The 17,533-nt window shown below is 42.4% G+C and carries 16 protein-coding genes; 14 read left to right on the forward strand and 2 right to left on the reverse strand.

The window, feature by feature from the left end; translation table 11 throughout:
- The first annotated feature begins 40 nt into the window (after positions 1-40).
- The 14 genes from Q0993_RS04030 to Q0993_RS04095 all read left to right on the forward strand — a co-directional run bounded on the left by Q0993_RS04030 (position 41) and on the right by Q0993_RS04095 (position 16,076).
- Complete coding sequence (locus Q0993_RS04030) at positions 41-1,243, forward strand: beta-ketoacyl synthase (protein WP_299529969.1); 1,203 nt, start codon at positions 41-43, stop codon at positions 1,241-1,243.
- Complete coding sequence (locus tag Q0993_RS04035) at positions 1,244-2,308, forward strand: beta-ketoacyl synthase N-terminal-like domain-containing protein (protein WP_299529971.1); 1,065 nt, start codon at positions 1,244-1,246, stop codon at positions 2,306-2,308.
- A complete protein-coding gene (locus tag Q0993_RS04040) occupies positions 2,302-3,078 on the forward strand; it encodes a polysaccharide deacetylase family protein (RefSeq protein WP_299529974.1) in 777 nt (258 codons plus the stop codon). Before Q0993_RS04035 ends, Q0993_RS04040 begins: the two co-directional genes overlap by 7 nt.
- The gene (locus tag Q0993_RS04045; RefSeq protein WP_299529976.1) at positions 3,071-3,688 is read left to right on the forward strand and encodes an outer membrane lipoprotein carrier protein LolA; all 618 of its coding nucleotides are present in this window, start codon (positions 3,071-3,073) and stop codon (positions 3,686-3,688) included. The genes Q0993_RS04040 and Q0993_RS04045 overlap by 8 nt, the downstream gene beginning before the upstream one ends.
- Positions 3,669-4,274, forward strand: coding sequence for a hypothetical protein (locus Q0993_RS04050; protein WP_299529978.1), 606 nt, complete (start codon positions 3,669-3,671; stop codon positions 4,272-4,274). The genes Q0993_RS04045 and Q0993_RS04050 overlap by 20 nt, the downstream gene beginning before the upstream one ends.
- Before the next feature lies 1 nt (position 4,275).
- Positions 4,276-4,875 (forward strand): porin family protein, encoded by a 600-nt coding sequence (locus tag Q0993_RS04055; RefSeq protein ID WP_299529980.1) that lies wholly within the window; start codon positions 4,276-4,278, stop codon positions 4,873-4,875.
- Between the two features lie 2 nt (positions 4,876-4,877).
- The gene (locus Q0993_RS04060) at positions 4,878-5,246 is read left to right on the forward strand and encodes a 3-hydroxyacyl-ACP dehydratase (RefSeq protein WP_299530360.1); all 369 of its coding nucleotides are present in this window, start codon (positions 4,878-4,880) and stop codon (positions 5,244-5,246) included.
- Positions 5,247-5,741, forward strand: coding sequence for a hypothetical protein (locus tag Q0993_RS04065; protein WP_299529982.1), 495 nt, complete (start codon positions 5,247-5,249; stop codon positions 5,739-5,741). It abuts the gene before it with no gap.
- A gap of 92 nt (positions 5,742-5,833) precedes the next feature.
- Positions 5,834-7,003, forward strand: coding sequence for a DUF2062 domain-containing protein (locus tag Q0993_RS04070; protein ID WP_299530362.1), 1,170 nt, complete (start codon positions 5,834-5,836; stop codon positions 7,001-7,003).
- Complete coding sequence (locus tag Q0993_RS04075) at positions 6,996-10,673, forward strand: MMPL family transporter (RefSeq protein WP_299529984.1); 3,678 nt, start codon at positions 6,996-6,998, stop codon at positions 10,671-10,673. Before Q0993_RS04070 ends, Q0993_RS04075 begins: the two co-directional genes overlap by 8 nt.
- Positions 10,674-10,679: 6 nt before the next feature.
- On the forward strand, positions 10,680-12,227 hold the full coding sequence (locus tag Q0993_RS04080) for an NAD(P)/FAD-dependent oxidoreductase (protein ID WP_299529986.1): 1,548 nt from the start codon (positions 10,680-10,682) through the stop codon (positions 12,225-12,227).
- Complete coding sequence (locus Q0993_RS04085) at positions 12,227-13,105, forward strand: cupin-like domain-containing protein (RefSeq protein ID WP_299529988.1); 879 nt, start codon at positions 12,227-12,229, stop codon at positions 13,103-13,105. The genes Q0993_RS04080 and Q0993_RS04085 overlap by 1 nt, the downstream gene beginning before the upstream one ends.
- Positions 13,105-14,787, forward strand: coding sequence for a C45 family peptidase (locus tag Q0993_RS04090; protein ID WP_299529990.1), 1,683 nt, complete (start codon positions 13,105-13,107; stop codon positions 14,785-14,787). Before Q0993_RS04085 ends, Q0993_RS04090 begins: the two co-directional genes overlap by 1 nt.
- On the forward strand, positions 14,784-16,076 hold the full coding sequence (locus Q0993_RS04095) for a phenylacetate--CoA ligase family protein (protein ID WP_299529992.1): 1,293 nt from the start codon (positions 14,784-14,786) through the stop codon (positions 16,074-16,076). Before Q0993_RS04090 ends, Q0993_RS04095 begins: the two co-directional genes overlap by 4 nt.
- Positions 16,077-16,336: 260 nt before the next feature.
- Here Q0993_RS04095 and Q0993_RS04100 read toward each other — a convergent pair whose 3' ends face one another.
- Both Q0993_RS04100 and Q0993_RS04105 read right to left on the reverse strand, forming a co-directional pair.
- The gene (locus tag Q0993_RS04100) at positions 16,337-16,636 is read right to left on the reverse strand and encodes a GIY-YIG nuclease family protein (RefSeq protein WP_299529994.1); all 300 of its coding nucleotides are present in this window, start codon (positions 16,634-16,636) and stop codon (positions 16,337-16,339) included.
- Positions 16,637-16,812: 176 nt separating this feature from the next.
- Entirely contained in the window at positions 16,813-17,145 is a 333-nt protein-coding gene (locus Q0993_RS04105; RefSeq protein WP_299529996.1) for a single-stranded DNA-binding protein, read from the reverse strand.
- Positions 17,146-17,533: the final 388 nt, after the last annotated feature.

Genomic DNA, 17,533 nt, shown 5'->3' on the forward strand with positions numbered 1-17,533 from the left:
GTTTTTGTACATTCGTAAAAAGGCGTTTTCAATTAGGACTATGGGCAAAGGTATCGCCATAACAGGTATGGGAATCATTTCTGCCATTGGCAACAATGTGGAGGAAAACTACAGGTCCCTCGTTGAAGGCAAAAAAGGAATCTCCAGAATTGTAAAGATTGATACGGTCCACAAGGATGCCTTAATGGTAGGGGAAATCGATTTCACCAATCAGGAATTGGAGGCATATCTAGGGCTCGATACTAACAATAATTACTCCCGAAGTGCTTTGTTAGGCGCCTATGCAGCCAGGCAGGCGGTTTCCGATGCAAAAATCACGGATGTAAATTCGTCTAAAACAGGCTTGGTATCGGCCACTACGGTAGGGGGCATGGACAAGACCGAACAATACTATTATAAGTATTTCGAGGATAAAAAAGTCCAAAAATATATTGAGGGGCATCATGCCGGGGATTCTACCCAAAAAATTGCAGAGCAATTAGGTATCCACAACAGCCTGGTAACGACCATAAGTACGGCCTGTTCCTCTGCTGCAAATGCTATTTTGTTTGGTGCGCGTCTCCTAAAATCAGGGAAATTGGATAGGGTAATTGTAGGTGGAACAGATGGACTTTCCAAATTCACGTTGAACGGTTTTAAGACGCTAATGATCCAATCCGATACCTACAATACCCCTTTTGACGAAAACAGAAAGGGTCTTAACTTGGGCGAGGCGGCCGCTTTTTTGGTCCTGGAATCCGATAAGTCGGTACAAAGAGAAAATAAGGAAGTCCTGGCCTATGTCAAAGGATGGGGCAATGCCAATGATGCCTTTCACCAAACAGCTTCCTCAGAGCATGGGGATGGAGCTACCTTGGCTATGCAAAAAGCATTAAAAGTTGGAGGACTGAAAGGCGAGGAAATCGATTATATCAACGCCCACGGTACAGCCACACCCAACAATGACCTTTCGGAAGGCAGGGCCTTTTTACGGGTTTTTGGCAATGGTGTTCCCGATTTCAGTTCAACAAAGGGTTATACCGGGCACACCTTGGCGGCGGCCGGAGGGGTAGAAGCGGTTTTTTCGGTCCTGGCCCTAAGGCACAATGTGATTTTCCCAAACCTCAATTTCAAAAATCCTATGAAGGAATTTCATCTTAGGCCACGGGCAGAGCTTAAGAAAAGGAAACTGAATACGGTATTATCAAACTCCTTAGGCTTTGGCGGCAATTGTTCAACACTTATTTTTTCGAAAGAAGCCTAGATGAAACCCGTTTACATCAATAGCGTCGCCTCCATATCCGCACAAAGTACTTTTGACAATTCGGTCTTTTTGGAGGATATCGCTGAACATACGGACAACGTCATTCGCGCAATGAATCCCAACTATAAGGAATTCATTCCTCCCGCCGCCGCCAGGAGGATGGCCAAGGGAATAAAAATGGGGGTGGCCACTTCAAAAATTGCCCTGAAAGAGGCCAATCTGGAAAATGTAGACGCCATTATTACCGGCACCGGTTTGGGCTGTATTGCGGATTCGGAAAAGTTCGTTAGTAAGATAATAAATGACAACGAGGAATACCTGACCCCTACATCGTTTATACAATCTACCCATAACACCGTTGCGGGGCAGATAGCCTTAGGTATAGGATGCAAAGGCTATAATTTTACCTATGTGCATTCGAGTATTTCTTTTGAATCAGCTCTACTGGATGCCAAACTACAATTGGAAAACGATGAGGCCCAAAACATTCTGGTCGGTGGAGTGGATGAACTGGCCGACCATCACATTAAAATACATAAGTTGGTCAACCACATTAAGAAAGATGTGGTCAATTCAAGGGATTTATTGGAATCCGGTACTAAAGGTGCAGTTTTTGGGGAAGGGGCCAGTTTCTTCGTGCTTTCCAACGAAAAAAGTGAAACCACTTATGCACAGGTTCTGGACGTAACTGCCTACAATAGTCTTCCCGCGGAAGAATTGCAGAATGGCCTTAAATCTTTTTTACACGAAAATAGTCTGGAAATTGAGGATATCGATATTGTGGTGTTGGGCAATAATGGCGACATCGATTACGATACGTATTATAACCTATTAAGCCAAGGAAGCCTCAAGAATACTGCGCAGGTTTATTATAAGCATTTATGCGGGGAGTTCAATACGGCCTCTTCCTTTGGGATATGGATGGCCACAAAAATGATACGGACACAACGTATTCCGGAAGCTGTTAGGCTGAATGGCATTCAGCCCTCCAAAATCGGGACCGTATTACTATACAACCAGTACCGAGGGGAGAACCATAGTCTTGTATTGCTACGCGGATGCTAACATTTGTATCCATAAAACGGTTTTTCCTAATCACTTTGATTATTCTTTTAGCTGTCGATTGGCTATATGACATCTCTGGGCTTTATTATTGGATTCTTATAGGTATATTTCTTACCATTACCGTATTAGGCTCATTTTTAATACAATGGAATTTCCACCTTACATCGTACAATTCCAATCCAAATGTGGTTGAAAACTATATTGCCCTGACCTTTGATGATGGTCCTCATCCCGAGTATACCTCGCAGATACTTCTACTCTTAAAGCAATTTAATGCCAAAGCTACCTTTTTCTGTATCGGAAAACATATGGAACAAAACAGGGATTTGATCAAAAAAATTATAGACGAGGGACATACCATTGGCAATCATACCTACTCACATTCCAATGCGTTCGGATTCTTTGGAGCGAAAAAAGTAACCGCTGAGCTTCAAAAAACAAATACCACCTTTGCCAAAATAACGGGAAGGCAAATGCAACTATATCGCCCGGCTTTTGGGGTTACCAATCCGAGCATTAAAAGAGCCATTCGTGCCATGGGTCTTCAATCCATTGGATGGAGTGTTCGTTCCTTGGACACCACCACACTTTCGGAAAATGCCATTTTAAATCGGGTAACCCATGAACTTGGCAAAGGAGACATCGTATTATTACATGATACCAGCGCAAAAACCTTGGTAGTTTTGGAACGGTTATTGTTAATTTTGCAGAAGAAAAATTTCGAATCGGTTACCGTTGATCAATTGTTGAATATAAAAGCCTATGCGTAACCTTGTTTATCTGTTATGGATTTTGGTATATACCGCAAATGCGCAGTCCGAAATGAGCGCAACGGATGCGCAAGCCTTGGAGGCAAAAGTAAAGAAGGCCTCCAATACTACCGAGACGATTACCAGTAGTTTTAAGCAATACAAGCACATGGATTTCCTTTCCAATGACATTGAATCTTTGGGCAAGCTCTCCTTTAAGGCACCGAATTTGGTTAAATGGGAATACACGGAACCCTTCGCTTATTCGGTCATATTTAAGGATGACGTGCTTTATATCAACAATGAGGGCAACAAAAGCGATATGGATATTGGTTCCAACAAATTGTTTAAACAGCTTAACCAGCTTATCACAAACAGTATTAAAGGAGATTTATTCGATAGGACCCAATTCCACATTAATTATTTTAAAAAGGGAAGCGTTAGTGAGGTCCATTTTGCCCCCAAAGATGAAGATTTTGCCGCATTCATCAAGGCCTTTCACATTACTTTTAACGAGAATGGGGAAGTGACCGAAGTAAAGATGTTGGAACCGACCAATGACTATACCCGTATTGTTTTTAAGGACCGAAAAACGAACCAATCCTTGCCCGATGCGGTATTTGCCCATTAGTCTCCTTCTACTGGTTTGGGCCTGTGCCTCTTATCCGGAGCGCAACAATTTCCAATCCGTGGAAACGTCCAATGCATCGGTAACAAATCCCTACTTTTCCAATCCGGACAAGGATTATGTATACAAGGCAGATATTGATTTGTACAAAAAAACGTTCAGTGGTCTCCTTATCTTTAAAAAATTGGGAGCGCGACATCATAGGGTGGTATTTGCTACGGAGTTGGGAAATACCATTTTTGACTTTTCAATCAAGGACAGTGACTTTATCGTGAATCATATTCTTCCGGAGATAAACAAAAAAATGGTTGTTAACCTGCTTAAGAAGGATTTTAGAACATTGGTTACGGAGAATTTACCCGTTCTAAAAACATTTGCCTCACAAAACGAATATGTTTTTGAAACGGAAATCGACGAGCAGGCACATTACTACCATACTATAGCCGGAAAATTGGAAAGAATTGTGCAGACCAAAAATCAAAAGAAAAAAGTCACTTTCATATTTTCTGCCGTTCATGCGGAGGTTGCGAAAAATATTCAGATCTTGCACCACAATATTAAGCTGTCCATACGGCTAAAAGCTATTTAAAATGAACAGAATAATCCTTTTGTCCGTACTCCTTTTGTTTTCCGGGATAGTCCATGCCCAGACCAAAATTAGACCAGGTATTCGCTTGGGATTCAATAGTGCCAACATTTCCAACACAACTTTGGACAACAAAATTGGGCTTAACGCGGCAGTTTTTGCAGATTTTCGTTTTTCCAGGTTCTATGCCCTTCAGCCTGAAGTTATGTATTCCAGACAAGGCGGAGAATCCAATATCCGCACTGATACGGATTTGGATATAGATTATTTATCCGTGGGGTTGGCCAATAAGTTCTTCGTTGCTCCCAATCAGGGTCTCCATTTTATTGTAGGCCCTAGCTTGGATTTTGATTTTGAAAATAATCTCATCAATGTAATCAACGATAGTAATGACTCAGACATCACTCCGTTTGACCTTTCTTTCTTTTTTGGGATAGGTTATGAGTTTGATTTTGGACTAATCCTGGAAGCCCGATATAAACAAGGATTGCTGGATATCGATCTCTTTGATGAAGATTTTGAGTCGGAATTTTACAGTGGGGAGGGCAATACGTTGAACAACGTATTTCAATTTGGTGTGGCCTACAAATTTGATTTGCGCTAATGATGTTGATTGAAGGACTTTACGTCATAAAGGATTATGAGTACGACCAAGGAACGGCCAGTACTACCATACAATTGAACAAGGAGCATCCTATCTTTAAGGGCCATTTCCCTGGAAATCCCGTGATGCCCGGTGTATGTATGATACAGATTATTAAGGAACTTACGGAAAAGGCAACGGGGAAGCAGCTTTTTTTAAAGGTCTCCTCCAACATCAAGTTTATGGCCATCATAAACCCGGAGCAGAATAATATACTCCATCTAATTTTAAATATTTCCAGTGACGAAAGAGAGGTTAAGGTAAAAAATACGACTACATTCCAAGATACCTTGGCATTAAAGCTCAGTGCTACCTTTCAAATACAAGACTAAATGAAATTAGTGGTATTTCTTATATGTTCCCTTACCTCTTGGGTTTCCCCGGATGTTTCCGAATTGCGGAGTACCTACCCCAAGGCCAATAAAAGTGAGGAGGTTACCGAAGAACTCTTTGTGAAACTTTCACCGGTTACCAAAACAGATGATGCGGTTCTTGTGGCCTATAAAGGAGCCGTATCTACCTTAAAAGCCAAATATGCCCAAAAGCTCAGGGACAAGAAGAACTTCTTTAAATCCGGGGCGGAACTGATCGAATATGCTGCAGCTATTAAACCTGGAAACATAGAAATCCGATGTATTCGGTTAAGCGTACAGGAGAACTCGCCCAAAGTTGTCGGATACAAAGAAAGCATTGAGGAGGACAAAGGATTTTTACTGCACAATTTTGCAAAGATATCCTCAGATGAAATACGAGAGTTCGTAAAAAACTATGCCTTGCAGTCTTCTGTTTTTGATGCCTCTGAAAAGCAATTGTTTTCGGGGCGGTAATCCGTATCTTTGTCTAGAATTTAGCTTTTTGCCACCAGAAAGCTCTCAATGGATTTACCTTGCCAGCTTCCATCCCATCGATAGCGGAGACCATGCAACAATTAAGATGTTGTGTAGTCGTACCCACATTTAACAACAGTAGGACCTTAAAAAAGGTGTTGGATGGCATATTGAGTCACACCAAAAACATCATCGTTATCAACGATGGATCTACGGATACCACTAGGGAAATACTTGACTCATATCCCGAATTGACCCAGGTTCATTTGAATAAAAATCAAGGGAAAGGCCATGCACTGCGAATAGGTTTCAAAAAAGCCTTGGAGTTGGGGTATCATTTTGCCATCACCATAGATTCGGATGGCCAACATTTTCCCAAGGATATCCCTGTTTTCATCGAGGCCCTTGAACGGGAACCCTCAAAAAAGGTTTTGTTCATAGGTTCCAGGAATATGCAGCAATCCGATGTCCCGGGTCGCAGCAGTTTTGGCAACCGGTTTTCCAATTTTTGGTTTTGGGTAGAGACCGGTATTTGGCTCAAGGATACGCAATGCGGATTTCGCCTCTATCCCTTGGAGGCACTGAGGGACATGAAATTCTATACGCCAAAATTCGAGTTCGAAATAGAGGTAATAGTAAGGGCAGCCTGGAAGGGCATAACGGTCAAGAATATTCCGGTCAGCATTATGTATGATGATCCGGAACGGGTTTCCCATTTTAGGCCAATAATCGATTTTGCCCGTATTAGCGTGCTGAATACTTGGTTGGTCTTTGTGGCCCTGGTCTATATAAAGCCAAGGGACCTTCTTCGCAGATTTAAAAAAAAAGGATTTAAACGTTTTTTTTATGAGGACTTTTTGCACAATCAGGATTCGCCCAAAAAGAAAGCGTTTTCCATAGCATTGGGTATTTTTATAGGACTATCTCCCTTATGGGGGTTTCATACCGTAATCGTTATCTTTTTGGCCCTTTTGCTTAAACTGAATAAGGTCATTGCTTTTGCCGCTTCCAACATCAGTTTACCTCCTTTTATTCCTTTTGTACTGTTTTTAAGTCTCCAAACCGGAGCATGGGTCACCGGTAGGGAATTGAGCTTTTCCATCAATGAGATCGATGAAAATTTTGAAATCATTAAAAACCTACAGACTTATATCATAGGGAGTGTAACGCTATCTACCCTCTCAGCCTTGACCCTCGGATTTTTGGCCTATATCTTTTTATCCATTTTTGATCGGAAAAAAATTGCCATGCACAATGGATAGTTATTTCTTCCGTACATATCAATTTTTTCGAAGAAAAAAGTGGTCGGGACTTATTGTAGTATTGCTTCTTTTTTTGGGACTTTTAGCCGTAACGGCCAAAATAAGATTTGAGGAGGACATTACTAAGCTTGTCCCTGTTAATTCAGAAAACGAGGCCTACCAAAGGGTATTGAAAACGCTCCAATTTACGGATAAGATTATCGTAAACGTAAAGCTGGGCAAGGAAGGTACCGTGGAAGATCTTACGCAATACGCCTCCCAATTTCTGGACAGTCTTCAAAACAACACCCAGGGATATATAAAAAATATCCAAGGGAAAGTAGGTGATGACGAGGTGCTACGGACCATGGAATTTGTCTATGAAAACCTACCTCTTTTTCTAGATAAAGCGGATTATCGGGTTATCCGACAAAAAATGAAAAAGGACAGTATTACGGTCCTAACAAGGGAAAATTACAAAACACTTATTTCTCCATCAGGAATTGTCGCCAAAAAGAATATGCTTCGCGACCCTTTGGGATTGTCCTATATAGCCCTAAAAAAATTGCAGCAACTCGGAGTAGCCGATGGATTTACGCTCAAGGATGGGTTCCTTCTAAGTAGCGATCAGCAAAATGTTCTTCTTTTTATTACGCCCGCCTATGCCTCTAATCAGACTTCCGAAAATGACGCCTTTGCCAAGGAACTGTATCGCATACGGGATGTATTGAACCTTTCGTTTGAATCCAAGGCCGCGAGTGAGTACTTCGGAGCACCTTTAATAGCAGTGGCCAATGCAAAACAAATAAAACGGGACATTCAATTTACCGTTGGGATTGCGTTGACCCTTTTGTTCATCCTTTTAATTTTCTTTTATCGGAAGTTGACCCTGCCTATAATTCTTTTTTTACCGACGATTTTTGGCGGGTTGTTGTCCGTAGCCCTTCTTTATTTTATTCGAAAGGAGATTTCAGGTATCTCCCTGGGTATAGGTGCCGTATTGCTCGGGGTAACTTTGGATTATTCGCTCCATATCCTCACGCATATCAGAAACAACCGTTCCATAAAGAGTCTGTATTCAGAGGTTGCCCCATCAATCTTGATGAGCAGCCTTACTACGGCCTCGGCGTTTTTATGCCTATTGTTCCTGCAATCCCAAGCCCTACAAGATTTAGGAATTTTTGCAGCAGTAAGCGTTTTGGGCGCCTCTGCCTTTGCGCTGCTTTTTATCCCCCAGGTTTACGCAACGAAATCCACCGAAAGGAAGAGGACGACTTTTCTGGATGCCATTGCGGCGTATGACTTTCAGCGAAATAAATGGCTCGTCGGGTCGCTCGTCGGATTGTTTATTATCAGCATTTTTACATATGCCTCGGTAACTTTTAGCAAGGATATTGCCAAATTGAACTACGAAACAGTGGCACTGGCCAATGCCAGAAAGCACCTGGAAACCCTCACTGATCTCGGGGCCAAATCCCTTTACGTAACCAGTTATGGGAATTCCGAGGAGGAGGTGCTACAATCCAATGATAGTGTTTACGCTTTGTTGAACCAACTTAAAAACGAAGGGCGAATTTTAGGTTTCAGTTCCATAGGCGCCCTTGTCCGTTCAAAAAAGGAACAAAATGAAAAGATAGGCCTTTGGAAAACGTTTTGGAACGATGGTAATATTCGTTCCGTCACCACTTCCCTCATTGATGCCGGCCAGGAAAATGGGTTTAAACCCAATACCTTTGATGAATTTTATACGTTACTACAATCGGATTTTGAACCTTTGGAAATTGAGGATTACGATCTAGTAAACTCCTTTTCGGTGGATGACTTCCTCTCCACAAAAGATGGTTTTACTACCGTAAGTTCCCTAATAAAGGTAGATTCTTCCCAGACGGCATATATCCGCAAAGTCTTCTCGAACAACACTCAAACGGTGCTTATAGACCGCCAGGGCATGAATGAAACCTTTTTAGGCCATCTTAAAAACGATTTCAATCGGCTTATCGGGTATTCCGTATTGGTCATTGTAGTACTCTTGTTGCTATTCTTCCGAAGCCTGTCCCTCACCTTGGTGACCAGTATTCCCATTTTCCTAACCTGGTTTTTGACCATAGGTACTATGGGGCTCTTACAACTGGAATTCAACATTTTTAATATTATCATCTCTACTTTTATTTTTGGCTTGGGCGTGGATTACAGTATTTTTATGACCAACGGTCTACTAACGGAATATCGCACTGGTGAGCGAGCCCTGTCTACACACCGAACTTCGATTATCCTGTCCGTGGTTACTACCATTTTGGGTGTTGGGGTGCTGATTTTTGCCAAACATCCTGCCTTGTATACTATTTCTGTGGTCTCCTTAACTGGTATCCTCTCTGCGGTCTTGATCGCCTTCACCATACAGCCCATGCTCTTCCGCCTATTTATAGGAAGTAGGGAAAAAAGGCCCATTTCCTTAAGATATTTGATCCATTCATCGCTCTCTTTTGGCTATTTTGGTTTGGGTGGACTTTTATTTTCCCTATACGCCGCGGTTGTGTTGACGTTCTTTCCAAAAAGTAGGGAAAAAAAACAATTGGGGTTCCATAAGGCGGTATCCCTTTTGATGAAATCCGTGCTCTACACCAATCCTTTTGTGCGCAAAAAAGTTATCAATGAACATCGGGAGACCTTTGAAAAACCGGCCATGCTCATTTCGAACCACACCTCATTTCTGGATATTCTGGCTATCGGTATGCTACATCCCAAGATTGTATTTCTTGTAAACGATTGGGTCTATAACTCACCTATTTTTGGGAGGGCCGCCAAGCTGGTTGGAGCCTATCCTGTTTCAAGTGGACTGGAAAACGGGGAGGAATATCTTCGGGGAAAGGTAGCCCAGGGGTTTTCATTGATAACCTTTCCAGAGGGTACCCGTTCCCCAACCAATAAAATAAGGCGTTTTCACAAAGGGGCCTTCTATTTGGCGGAAAAATTGGAGTTGGATATCCTTCCAATACTGATTCACGGAAACTCGGAGGTTTTGCCCAAAGGGAGTTTTATCATTAGGGACGGCGGTATCACCCTTAAAATTCTACCACGAATCAAGACCAAGGATCCTGATTTTGGAATAGACTATTCCCAAAGGACGAAACGGATAAGCACCTATTTTAAGGATAGCATTTTAACCTTTCGTAAGGAAATAGAGAGAGAGACCTATTTCCACAAGACCGTTTTGGAGGAGTATCGGTTTAAAGGAAACGAATTGTACCGGGAGGTTCGCCAAGATCTGAGCAAACATACCTCCGTCTACAAGCAGCTTATGGATTTCGTTGGCAAAAAAGCAAATATTGTCCATCTTTCCGAGGATTGTGGTCAATTGGATTTTCTACTTGCCCTGGATTCGGCCCACCGTAAGATCCACGTGTATCCCAAGAATGAAAAAATCGGACAAATCATCAAAAACAGTTTTATTACCGGACATCGCAAAACTATTCAGGTGGCCTCTACCCCTCTCGGTGCCTTGGCCAATGAAGCGCAGGTACTACTTATCGATCTAAATCCAACGGACTGGGAACCTATCCAAAAAAAATTGGATGAAATTGGTATCTTACTGTTATTGAAGAATGGAATGGACCTTCCCCTGAAAAATATTACGGAAGCCGGCTTTACGATAAGCGCACAAAATGATAATTTTATCATAGCCAAAAAGTAGGACAGGATGAAAGAGCATTATGATGTAGTAATCATCGGTAGTGGTATGGGCGGACTGGTAGCGGCAAATATTTTGGCCCGCGAAGGAAGGAGCGTCTGTGTTCTGGAGAAAAACAACCAATACGGCGGTAATTTGCAAACCTTTGTCAGGGAAAGGACCATTTTTGATACAGGTGTACATTACATAGGCGGACTTTCCGAAGGGCAAAACCTCTATCGCTATTTTAAGTATCTAGGTATCTATGACGACCTTAGGCTTAAGAAGCTTGATGACGGTTTTGATATCATTACTTTTGATAATGATCCAAATAAATACCCCCATGCCCAGGGATATGAGGATTTTGAGAAATCCCTGATTGCACAGTTTCCCCAGGAGGCTCAAGGCATTACGGCCTATTGCAAGGAATTAAGGGAGACCTGTAATAAATTTCCCTTATATAATTTAAACCACGGCAAACCTTATTATGATGATGAGGAGATGTTCCGAACTCCGGCCAAAGCCCGTATCGATTCCTTGGTCAGCGACCCGAAATTAAGGGCCGTATTGGCCGGATCAAATTTGCTTTATGCGGGTGAGCCGGACAAGACCCCATTTTACGTCCATGCACTTTCAGTCAACTCCTATATAGAAAGTGCGTATCGTTGTGTAAATGGCGGTAGTCAAATTACCAAACTATTGATAAGACGGCTTAAGGAAAACGGAGGTGAAGCCTATAAACATCATGAGGTGGTAAACTTTGGATATGAAGGGAAAAAAATAACCTATGCCGAAGTCGCAAACGGAAAACAAATAAGAGGGAACTTGTTCATTTCCAATATTGAGCCCAAGAGCACTCTAAAACTGGTGGGTGCGGACAAGTTCAGAAAATCATATTCAAATCGGATAGCGCAAATAGAAAGCACTATCTCTGCGTTTAGCCTGCATTTGGTCTTAAAACCAAAAACCTTCAAGTATTTAAACTACAACTACTACCATTATAAAGACCCTTTAAAAGTTTGGGAAGGTCATCGGTATTCCCAAGAGAGTTGGCCTGAAAGCTATATGGTAAGTATGGGAGTGGGCAAAACTACGGACGATTGGGCGGATCAAATGACCGCAATTACCTATATGCGATATGATGAAGTGAAACCTTGGGAAAAAACCTTCAATACCGTAGCCGATAAAAATGACCGCGGACAGACCTATGCAGAATTCAAGAAGACCAAAACCGAAAAGTTCCTTAATGAGCTCGAAAAAAAATTCCCTAATATTAGGGAATGTCTACAGTCCATATATACCTCCACGCCCCTATCCTACAGGGATTATATTGGCAGTAATCAAGGAGCTATGTACGGTTATGTCAAGGATGTCAATTATCCTTTAAAATCCTTCATTTCCCCAAGGACCAAAATCGGAAACTTGTTCTTTACCGGTCAAAGTCTAAACATGCACGGCATTTTAGGGGTAACTATCAGCGGGGTGGTCACTTGCTCCGAGATTTTGGGAAGGGACTATTTGTTAAATAGGATTCTAGATCATGAAAGGGAGAATACAACGGCTAAAATAGGTGTGTGATGGGAAAATTTAGGACCATTCCGGTGAGCAGGGTTAAAAATATTTCCAAAAAGGATTTTCTGGAAAACTATTACAATCCCCAAAAACCCGTTTTGATAGAGGGTCTTACCAAAGATTGGCCGGCCTACGGGAAATGGAACCTAGACTATATTCAGCAGCGGGCCGGGAACCAAATAGTACCACTCTACGACAGTAAGCCTACCAAAGGCAAACAAAACTCGGCAGCACCGGCGACCGAAATGAAATTGTACGACTATTTGGAATTGTTGAAAAATGAACCGACAGATCTTCGCATATTTTTCTATAATATCCTGGATAGCATGCCCCAATTGGCCGAGGATTTTGAATATCCGGATTTGGGGCTAAAGTTTTTCAAACGTCTGCCGGTGATGTTCTTTGGGGGCGAGGGCTCAAAGGTGCTGGCCCATTATGATATGGATTTGGCGGACTTGGTCCATGTACATTTTCATGGTACCAAAAGTGTCACTCTTTTTAAACCCGAGCAGACCAAATATCTGTATCGGGTGCCTTTCTCGGTCCATAATCTGGAAACTATTGATATGGACAATCCTGATTTTGAAAAATATCCTGCACTCCAGAACGTTCAAGGGATTCAGGCCGAAATGAAACATGGGGATGCCCTCTATATGCCCAGTGGCTATTGGCATTATATAAAATATACGACCGGAGGGTTTTCCATTACGCTGCGCGCATTGCCCACCAAACCGCAACGTTTGTTGAAAACAGCCTCCAATGTCTTGTTTATGCGAAATTTTGAAAACATTATGCGGAGGACTATGGGTCAAAAATGGGTAAACTACAAGGAAAACAAAATGGTACGGCGTATCAATAAAAAATATGGGAAATCGGCATTTTAATGCAAAAACGAGGCTACATACGAAGCATATATCCTGTATTTTCCCTACTATTCCTCTTTATATCCTGTGGTGTCTCCAAGTCATTAAGGGATTTGCCGGATATCAGTCGATATGACGCACAAACTCCAGAACGGGTACGTCTATCCGACTCCACTTTCTTTTCTGAAAAGGGCTATTTGACCAAAAATGACTATGGACTATGGGAATTATACATAGAGGGTAATCCTTTGGAATTGGGCCTTACAACGGGCAGCCTTACCCAAGAGCTTTTTCATAAACAAGAAGATGCGCTGTTGACCAAGGTGAACGAGCTGGTACCATCCAATACCAAACAATACCTATTGCGTAAATTTTTGGCCTGGTTCAATCGTAAAATGTACCTCAATATACGGGAAGAATACAAAACCGAGATTTATGGTATTGCCCAATACGCATCGGATGCCTATGCGCATATTGCGGATGCCTACCCCCGTATACTTTACCTACACGGGGCCCACGATATCGGTCATGCGTTACAGGACTTGGCCTTGGTAGGTTGTTCCTCCTTTGCCGTATGGGGAGATCAAACGGAGGACGGTCAACTCCTTATAGGGCGGAATTTCGATTTTTATGCTGGGGACGATTTTGCCGAAGAGAAGATTATTGCCTTTGTAAACCCGGATGAGGGCCATAAATTTATGTCGGTCACTTGGGGAGGCATGATCGGGGTAGTCTCCGGAATGAACGATCAGGGCCTTACCGTTACCATCAATGCCGGGAAATCGAAGTTTCCATTAGTGGCCAAGACTCCCATTTCCTTGGTGACCCGTGAAATCCTACAATACGCCAGTACCTTGGAGGAAGCAGTGGCCATTGCCCGGAAACGGGAAGTCTTTGTTTCGGAATCCATTTTTGTGGGCAGTGCAAGGGATAAAAAGGCAGCAGTCATTGAGGTATCGCCCAAAAATTTTGGGGTGTACGAGGTTCAAAATTCCAATCAGCTTATCTGTTCCAATCATTTTCAAAGTACTGCTTACATGGCGGACAAAAAAAACCAAAGGCATATTCTGGAAAGCCACTCCCAATATCGGTATGACCGCATGGAAGAACTATTGGGGCACAGCAACAAAACCACAGTTCGTTCCGCGGTGGATGTTCTTAGGGACAAACAAGGACTGGATGGAAAGGAAATCGGGTATGGTAATGAAAAGGCACTCAACCAATTGTTGGCGCATCATGGTATTGTCTTTAAGCCAGAAGAGCTTTTGGTCTGGGTAAGCACCAATCCCTATCAATTAGGCGAATTTGTTGCTTATGACTTGGACGAGGTTTTTAAAAAGACGGCATCCGATCTTCAAAGGACCACGCTCGCGGAAAAAAGCATGACCGTTCCTGAAGATTCCTTTCAACACACCCAAGCCTTTAAAAAATATCAGGAATATCGCAGCTTAAAAAACAAGGTTTTGACCGCTATGGTCAATGATCGGCATCTAGAACAGGGCGTACTAAAGGAATTGGTACAAAACAACCCCGAGTATTGGGAAGGATATTATCTGGTGGGAAGGTATCAATACCGGAAAGGATATTACACCGCTGCCCTTATGGCCTTTGAGCAGGCCCTTACCAAAGAGATTACTACGGTTCCGGATAAAGAAAACCTAATGCGGTACATCAGAAAAATAAAGCGTAGATTGCATTTATGATTCCAGAAATAGAAAAGGCTTCGCCTGAAGAGATAAAGGCATTTCAAGAAGACAGATTAAAGGAAACGCTGCGTTATGTCCAAGAAAAATCGCCTTACTACAAAAGACTTTTCAAAGATTACTCCATTGATATCAAGACCATTGGTACGTTAGCGGACTTGGCCAAAATTCCAGTTACCACCAAGGAGCAGCTTCAAAACCACAACGACGATTTTATCTGTGTTCCCAAAAACAAGATCGTTGATTTTGTAACCACGTCCGGTACCTTGGGCGAACCGGTGACCATAGGCCTTACCGATGCCGATTTGGATCGTTTGGCCTATAATGAGGCCATTTCCCTAGCTTGTGCGGGTGTTACCCAAAATGACGTCTTGCAGCTGACAACGACTATAGATCGGCGTTTTATGGCGGGGATGGCCTATTTTTTGGGAGCCCGTAAATTAGGTGCAGGCATCATCCGTGTGGGTGCGGGAATCCCGGAATTGCAATGGGATACCATTTTGAAATTCAAACCCACATACTTAATTGTTGTACCTTCATTTTTGTTGAAACTTATCCGATATGCAGAGCAGCACCATATTGATGTAAACGCCTCCGGAATCAAAGGGGCCATCTGTATCGGGGAATCGCTACGGAACCAGGATTTTTCATTAAATGTCCTCGCCAATAAGATAAAGTCGGCTTGGGATATCGAACTCTATTCTACCTATGCCTCCACGGAAATGAGTACGGCATTTACGGAATGTAGTGAACAACGGGGTGGGCATCATCACCCGGAACTGATCATCGTGGAAATTCTAGATGAAAACGATCGGCCCTTACCTCCCGGAGTCGAGGGGGAATTGACGGTTACCACACTTGGTGTAGAGGCCATGCCCTTGGTACGCTTTAAGACCGGGGATATCATGGTGGCCCATGATTCACCTTGTGATTGTGGAAGAAATACCCTGCGGTTGGGACCCGTGGTAGGACGAAAAAAACAAATGATCAAGTACAAGGGCACCACGCTTTATCCTCCGGCCATGGATAACCTATTGAACGATTTCCAAGAGGTGGAAAGCTACGTTATAGAGATTTACCATAACAGCATAGGCACGGACGAAATAGGCATTAAGATTGCCTCCCGGAACGCTTCGGATTTGCTCTTGCACGATATAAAGGACCACTTCCGATCCAAGTTACGCGTCTCCCCCAAAATCGAGTTTTGTGCGACCGAGGAAATTCAAAAACTACGGTACTCAAAATTGCGCAGAAAACCTGTGACCGTCATCGATAAACGGGGGCAATAAATTTTCTGGTATTCTTTTGAAAGTGTTAGTCCAAGCATAGTTAGGCAATCCGTCCATCAAAGCATGTCAGTCTGAGCGCAGTCGAAGACCTCGCCATTCAGCCGTTCTTAGGTTTATACTTAAAATGAGTGAAATTTCTAAATTCTGAAAGCAAAAACTCCTCTGGTCAACACCTTCCCCAAAATATATTTTTGCAAGCTTAGCCAAGCTAAGCTTTTCCAATCCTAGTCTTAAAACTTTGGACCGCCTCCTTCTGAAAACTAAACAAAATAGAACAACCATCCTTGGGACAAATCATTCCATTCAGGATTCGCCGAATTAATCAAATCTTCCTTTCGTTGTCGATTTCCCGATTTTAGCTGTTTCTCTCTCGCCATGGCCTTTTTGATATCTGTGAATTCTTCAAAATAAACCAATCTATCACAATTGTAACGAGCGGTAAATCCTTTATAGTGTTTTGTTTTGTGTTGATAAATTCTTCTCACCAAATTAGTGGTGACTCCTACATAAAGGACTGTTCGGTTTTTATTGGACGTAATATAAATATGTGATCTTTTCATCCCAAATCCCAATGCTACGATAACGAAGCAACCTACCCGGCCCGTATTCTGGACGGACAGATCGCTTCGTCGCTACACTCCTCGCTAATACGTTTTTGCGAGCGGAGCGAAGCAAACTGTTTAGTCCTAGTCCAGGACCTGCAAATTGCTTCGTCACTTTGTTCCTCACAAAAGCCCTACTTCCCCAACATCAGCAACTCGTTGCAGCGTACTTCGGTGATGTATCGCTTTTCCCCTTCCTTGGTCTCGTAGGAGCGATGTACGAGTTTCCCTTCCACGGCCACTTGCTTTCCTTTGGTGAGATAGTTCTCCACAATCTCCGCGGTCTTGCCCCAGGCCACAATATTGTGCCACTGGGTGTCCTCTACTTTTTCACCCTGTGCATTCTTGTAGTTTTCACTGGTGGCAATGGAAAATTTGGCCAGCTTGCTTCCGTTTTCCAAGTTTACGATTTCAGGATCTTGTCCCAAGTTTCCAATCAACTGTACTTTGTTTTTAATTGCGTTCATACTACTAATTTTTAAGATAAAACAGTTAATGCCATCGAACCTCCCTGATTCGACAAGGCAAACATAGAACGTTGTGAAAAAAGAATTCGGTTAGGAAATATTTACTTTCGTTTGTAAACGTTTGTAGTCGTTTGTAAACTTTTATGTTTCTTTATATCAATTAATTACATTCCAATTTAAAATATCAGGATTTATCCTATAATGTATGTAGATGCCAAGTTTTCTTATATTTAAGATAAACCAATCTTATGTCCTACATAAAAGATTTCTTTGAAAATGAGCCATTAAAAGCGATTTCGTTTAGCATATTGCTTATGCCTTTTTGGTATTTTTCCATATTCCTACTGAACCATGAACTTTATAAAAAATTGGATGCAACTCTATTGAT

This window comes from Ulvibacterium sp. (assembly GCF_028285715.1).
Lineage (GTDB): Bacteria > Bacteroidota > Bacteroidia > Flavobacteriales > Flavobacteriaceae > Ulvibacterium.

Bases quoted from the DNA above. Each gene is read 5' to 3' on its own strand.
- Q0993_RS04085 (WP_299529988.1), top strand. From the start codon at position 12,227: ATGGGAAAATTTAGGACCATTCCGGTGAGCAGGGTTAAAAATATTTCC.
- Q0993_RS04055 (WP_299529980.1), top strand. From the start codon at position 4,276: ATGAACAGAATAATCCTTTTGTCCGTACTCCTTTTGTTTTCCGGGATA.
- Q0993_RS04040 (WP_299529974.1), top strand. From the start codon at position 2,302: ATGCTAACATTTGTATCCATAAAACGGTTTTTCCTAATCACTTTGATT.
- Q0993_RS04030 (WP_299529969.1), top strand. From the start codon at position 41: ATGGGCAAAGGTATCGCCATAACAGGTATGGGAATCATTTCTGCCATT.
- Q0993_RS04065 (WP_299529982.1), top strand. From the start codon at position 5,247: ATGAAATTAGTGGTATTTCTTATATGTTCCCTTACCTCTTGGGTTTCC.
- Q0993_RS04105 (WP_299529996.1), bottom strand. From the start codon at position 17,145: ATGAACGCAATTAAAAACAAAGTACAGTTGATTGGAAACTTGGGACAA.
- Q0993_RS04035 (WP_299529971.1), top strand. From the start codon at position 1,244: ATGAAACCCGTTTACATCAATAGCGTCGCCTCCATATCCGCACAAAGT.
- Q0993_RS04095 (WP_299529992.1), top strand. From the start codon at position 14,784: ATGATTCCAGAAATAGAAAAGGCTTCGCCTGAAGAGATAAAGGCATTT.
- Q0993_RS04080 (WP_299529986.1), top strand. From the start codon at position 10,680: ATGAAAGAGCATTATGATGTAGTAATCATCGGTAGTGGTATGGGCGGA.
- Q0993_RS04075 (WP_299529984.1), top strand. From the start codon at position 6,996: ATGGATAGTTATTTCTTCCGTACATATCAATTTTTTCGAAGAAAAAAG.
- Q0993_RS04070 (WP_299530362.1), top strand. From the start codon at position 5,834: ATGCAACAATTAAGATGTTGTGTAGTCGTACCCACATTTAACAACAGT.
- Q0993_RS04045 (WP_299529976.1), top strand. From the start codon at position 3,071: ATGCGTAACCTTGTTTATCTGTTATGGATTTTGGTATATACCGCAAAT.
- Q0993_RS04060 (WP_299530360.1), top strand. From the start codon at position 4,878: ATGTTGATTGAAGGACTTTACGTCATAAAGGATTATGAGTACGACCAA.
- Q0993_RS04050 (WP_299529978.1), top strand. From the start codon at position 3,669: ATGCGGTATTTGCCCATTAGTCTCCTTCTACTGGTTTGGGCCTGTGCC.
- Q0993_RS04100 (WP_299529994.1), bottom strand. From the start codon at position 16,636: ATGAAAAGATCACATATTTATATTACGTCCAATAAAAACCGAACAGTC.
- Q0993_RS04090 (WP_299529990.1), top strand. From the start codon at position 13,105: ATGCAAAAACGAGGCTACATACGAAGCATATATCCTGTATTTTCCCTA.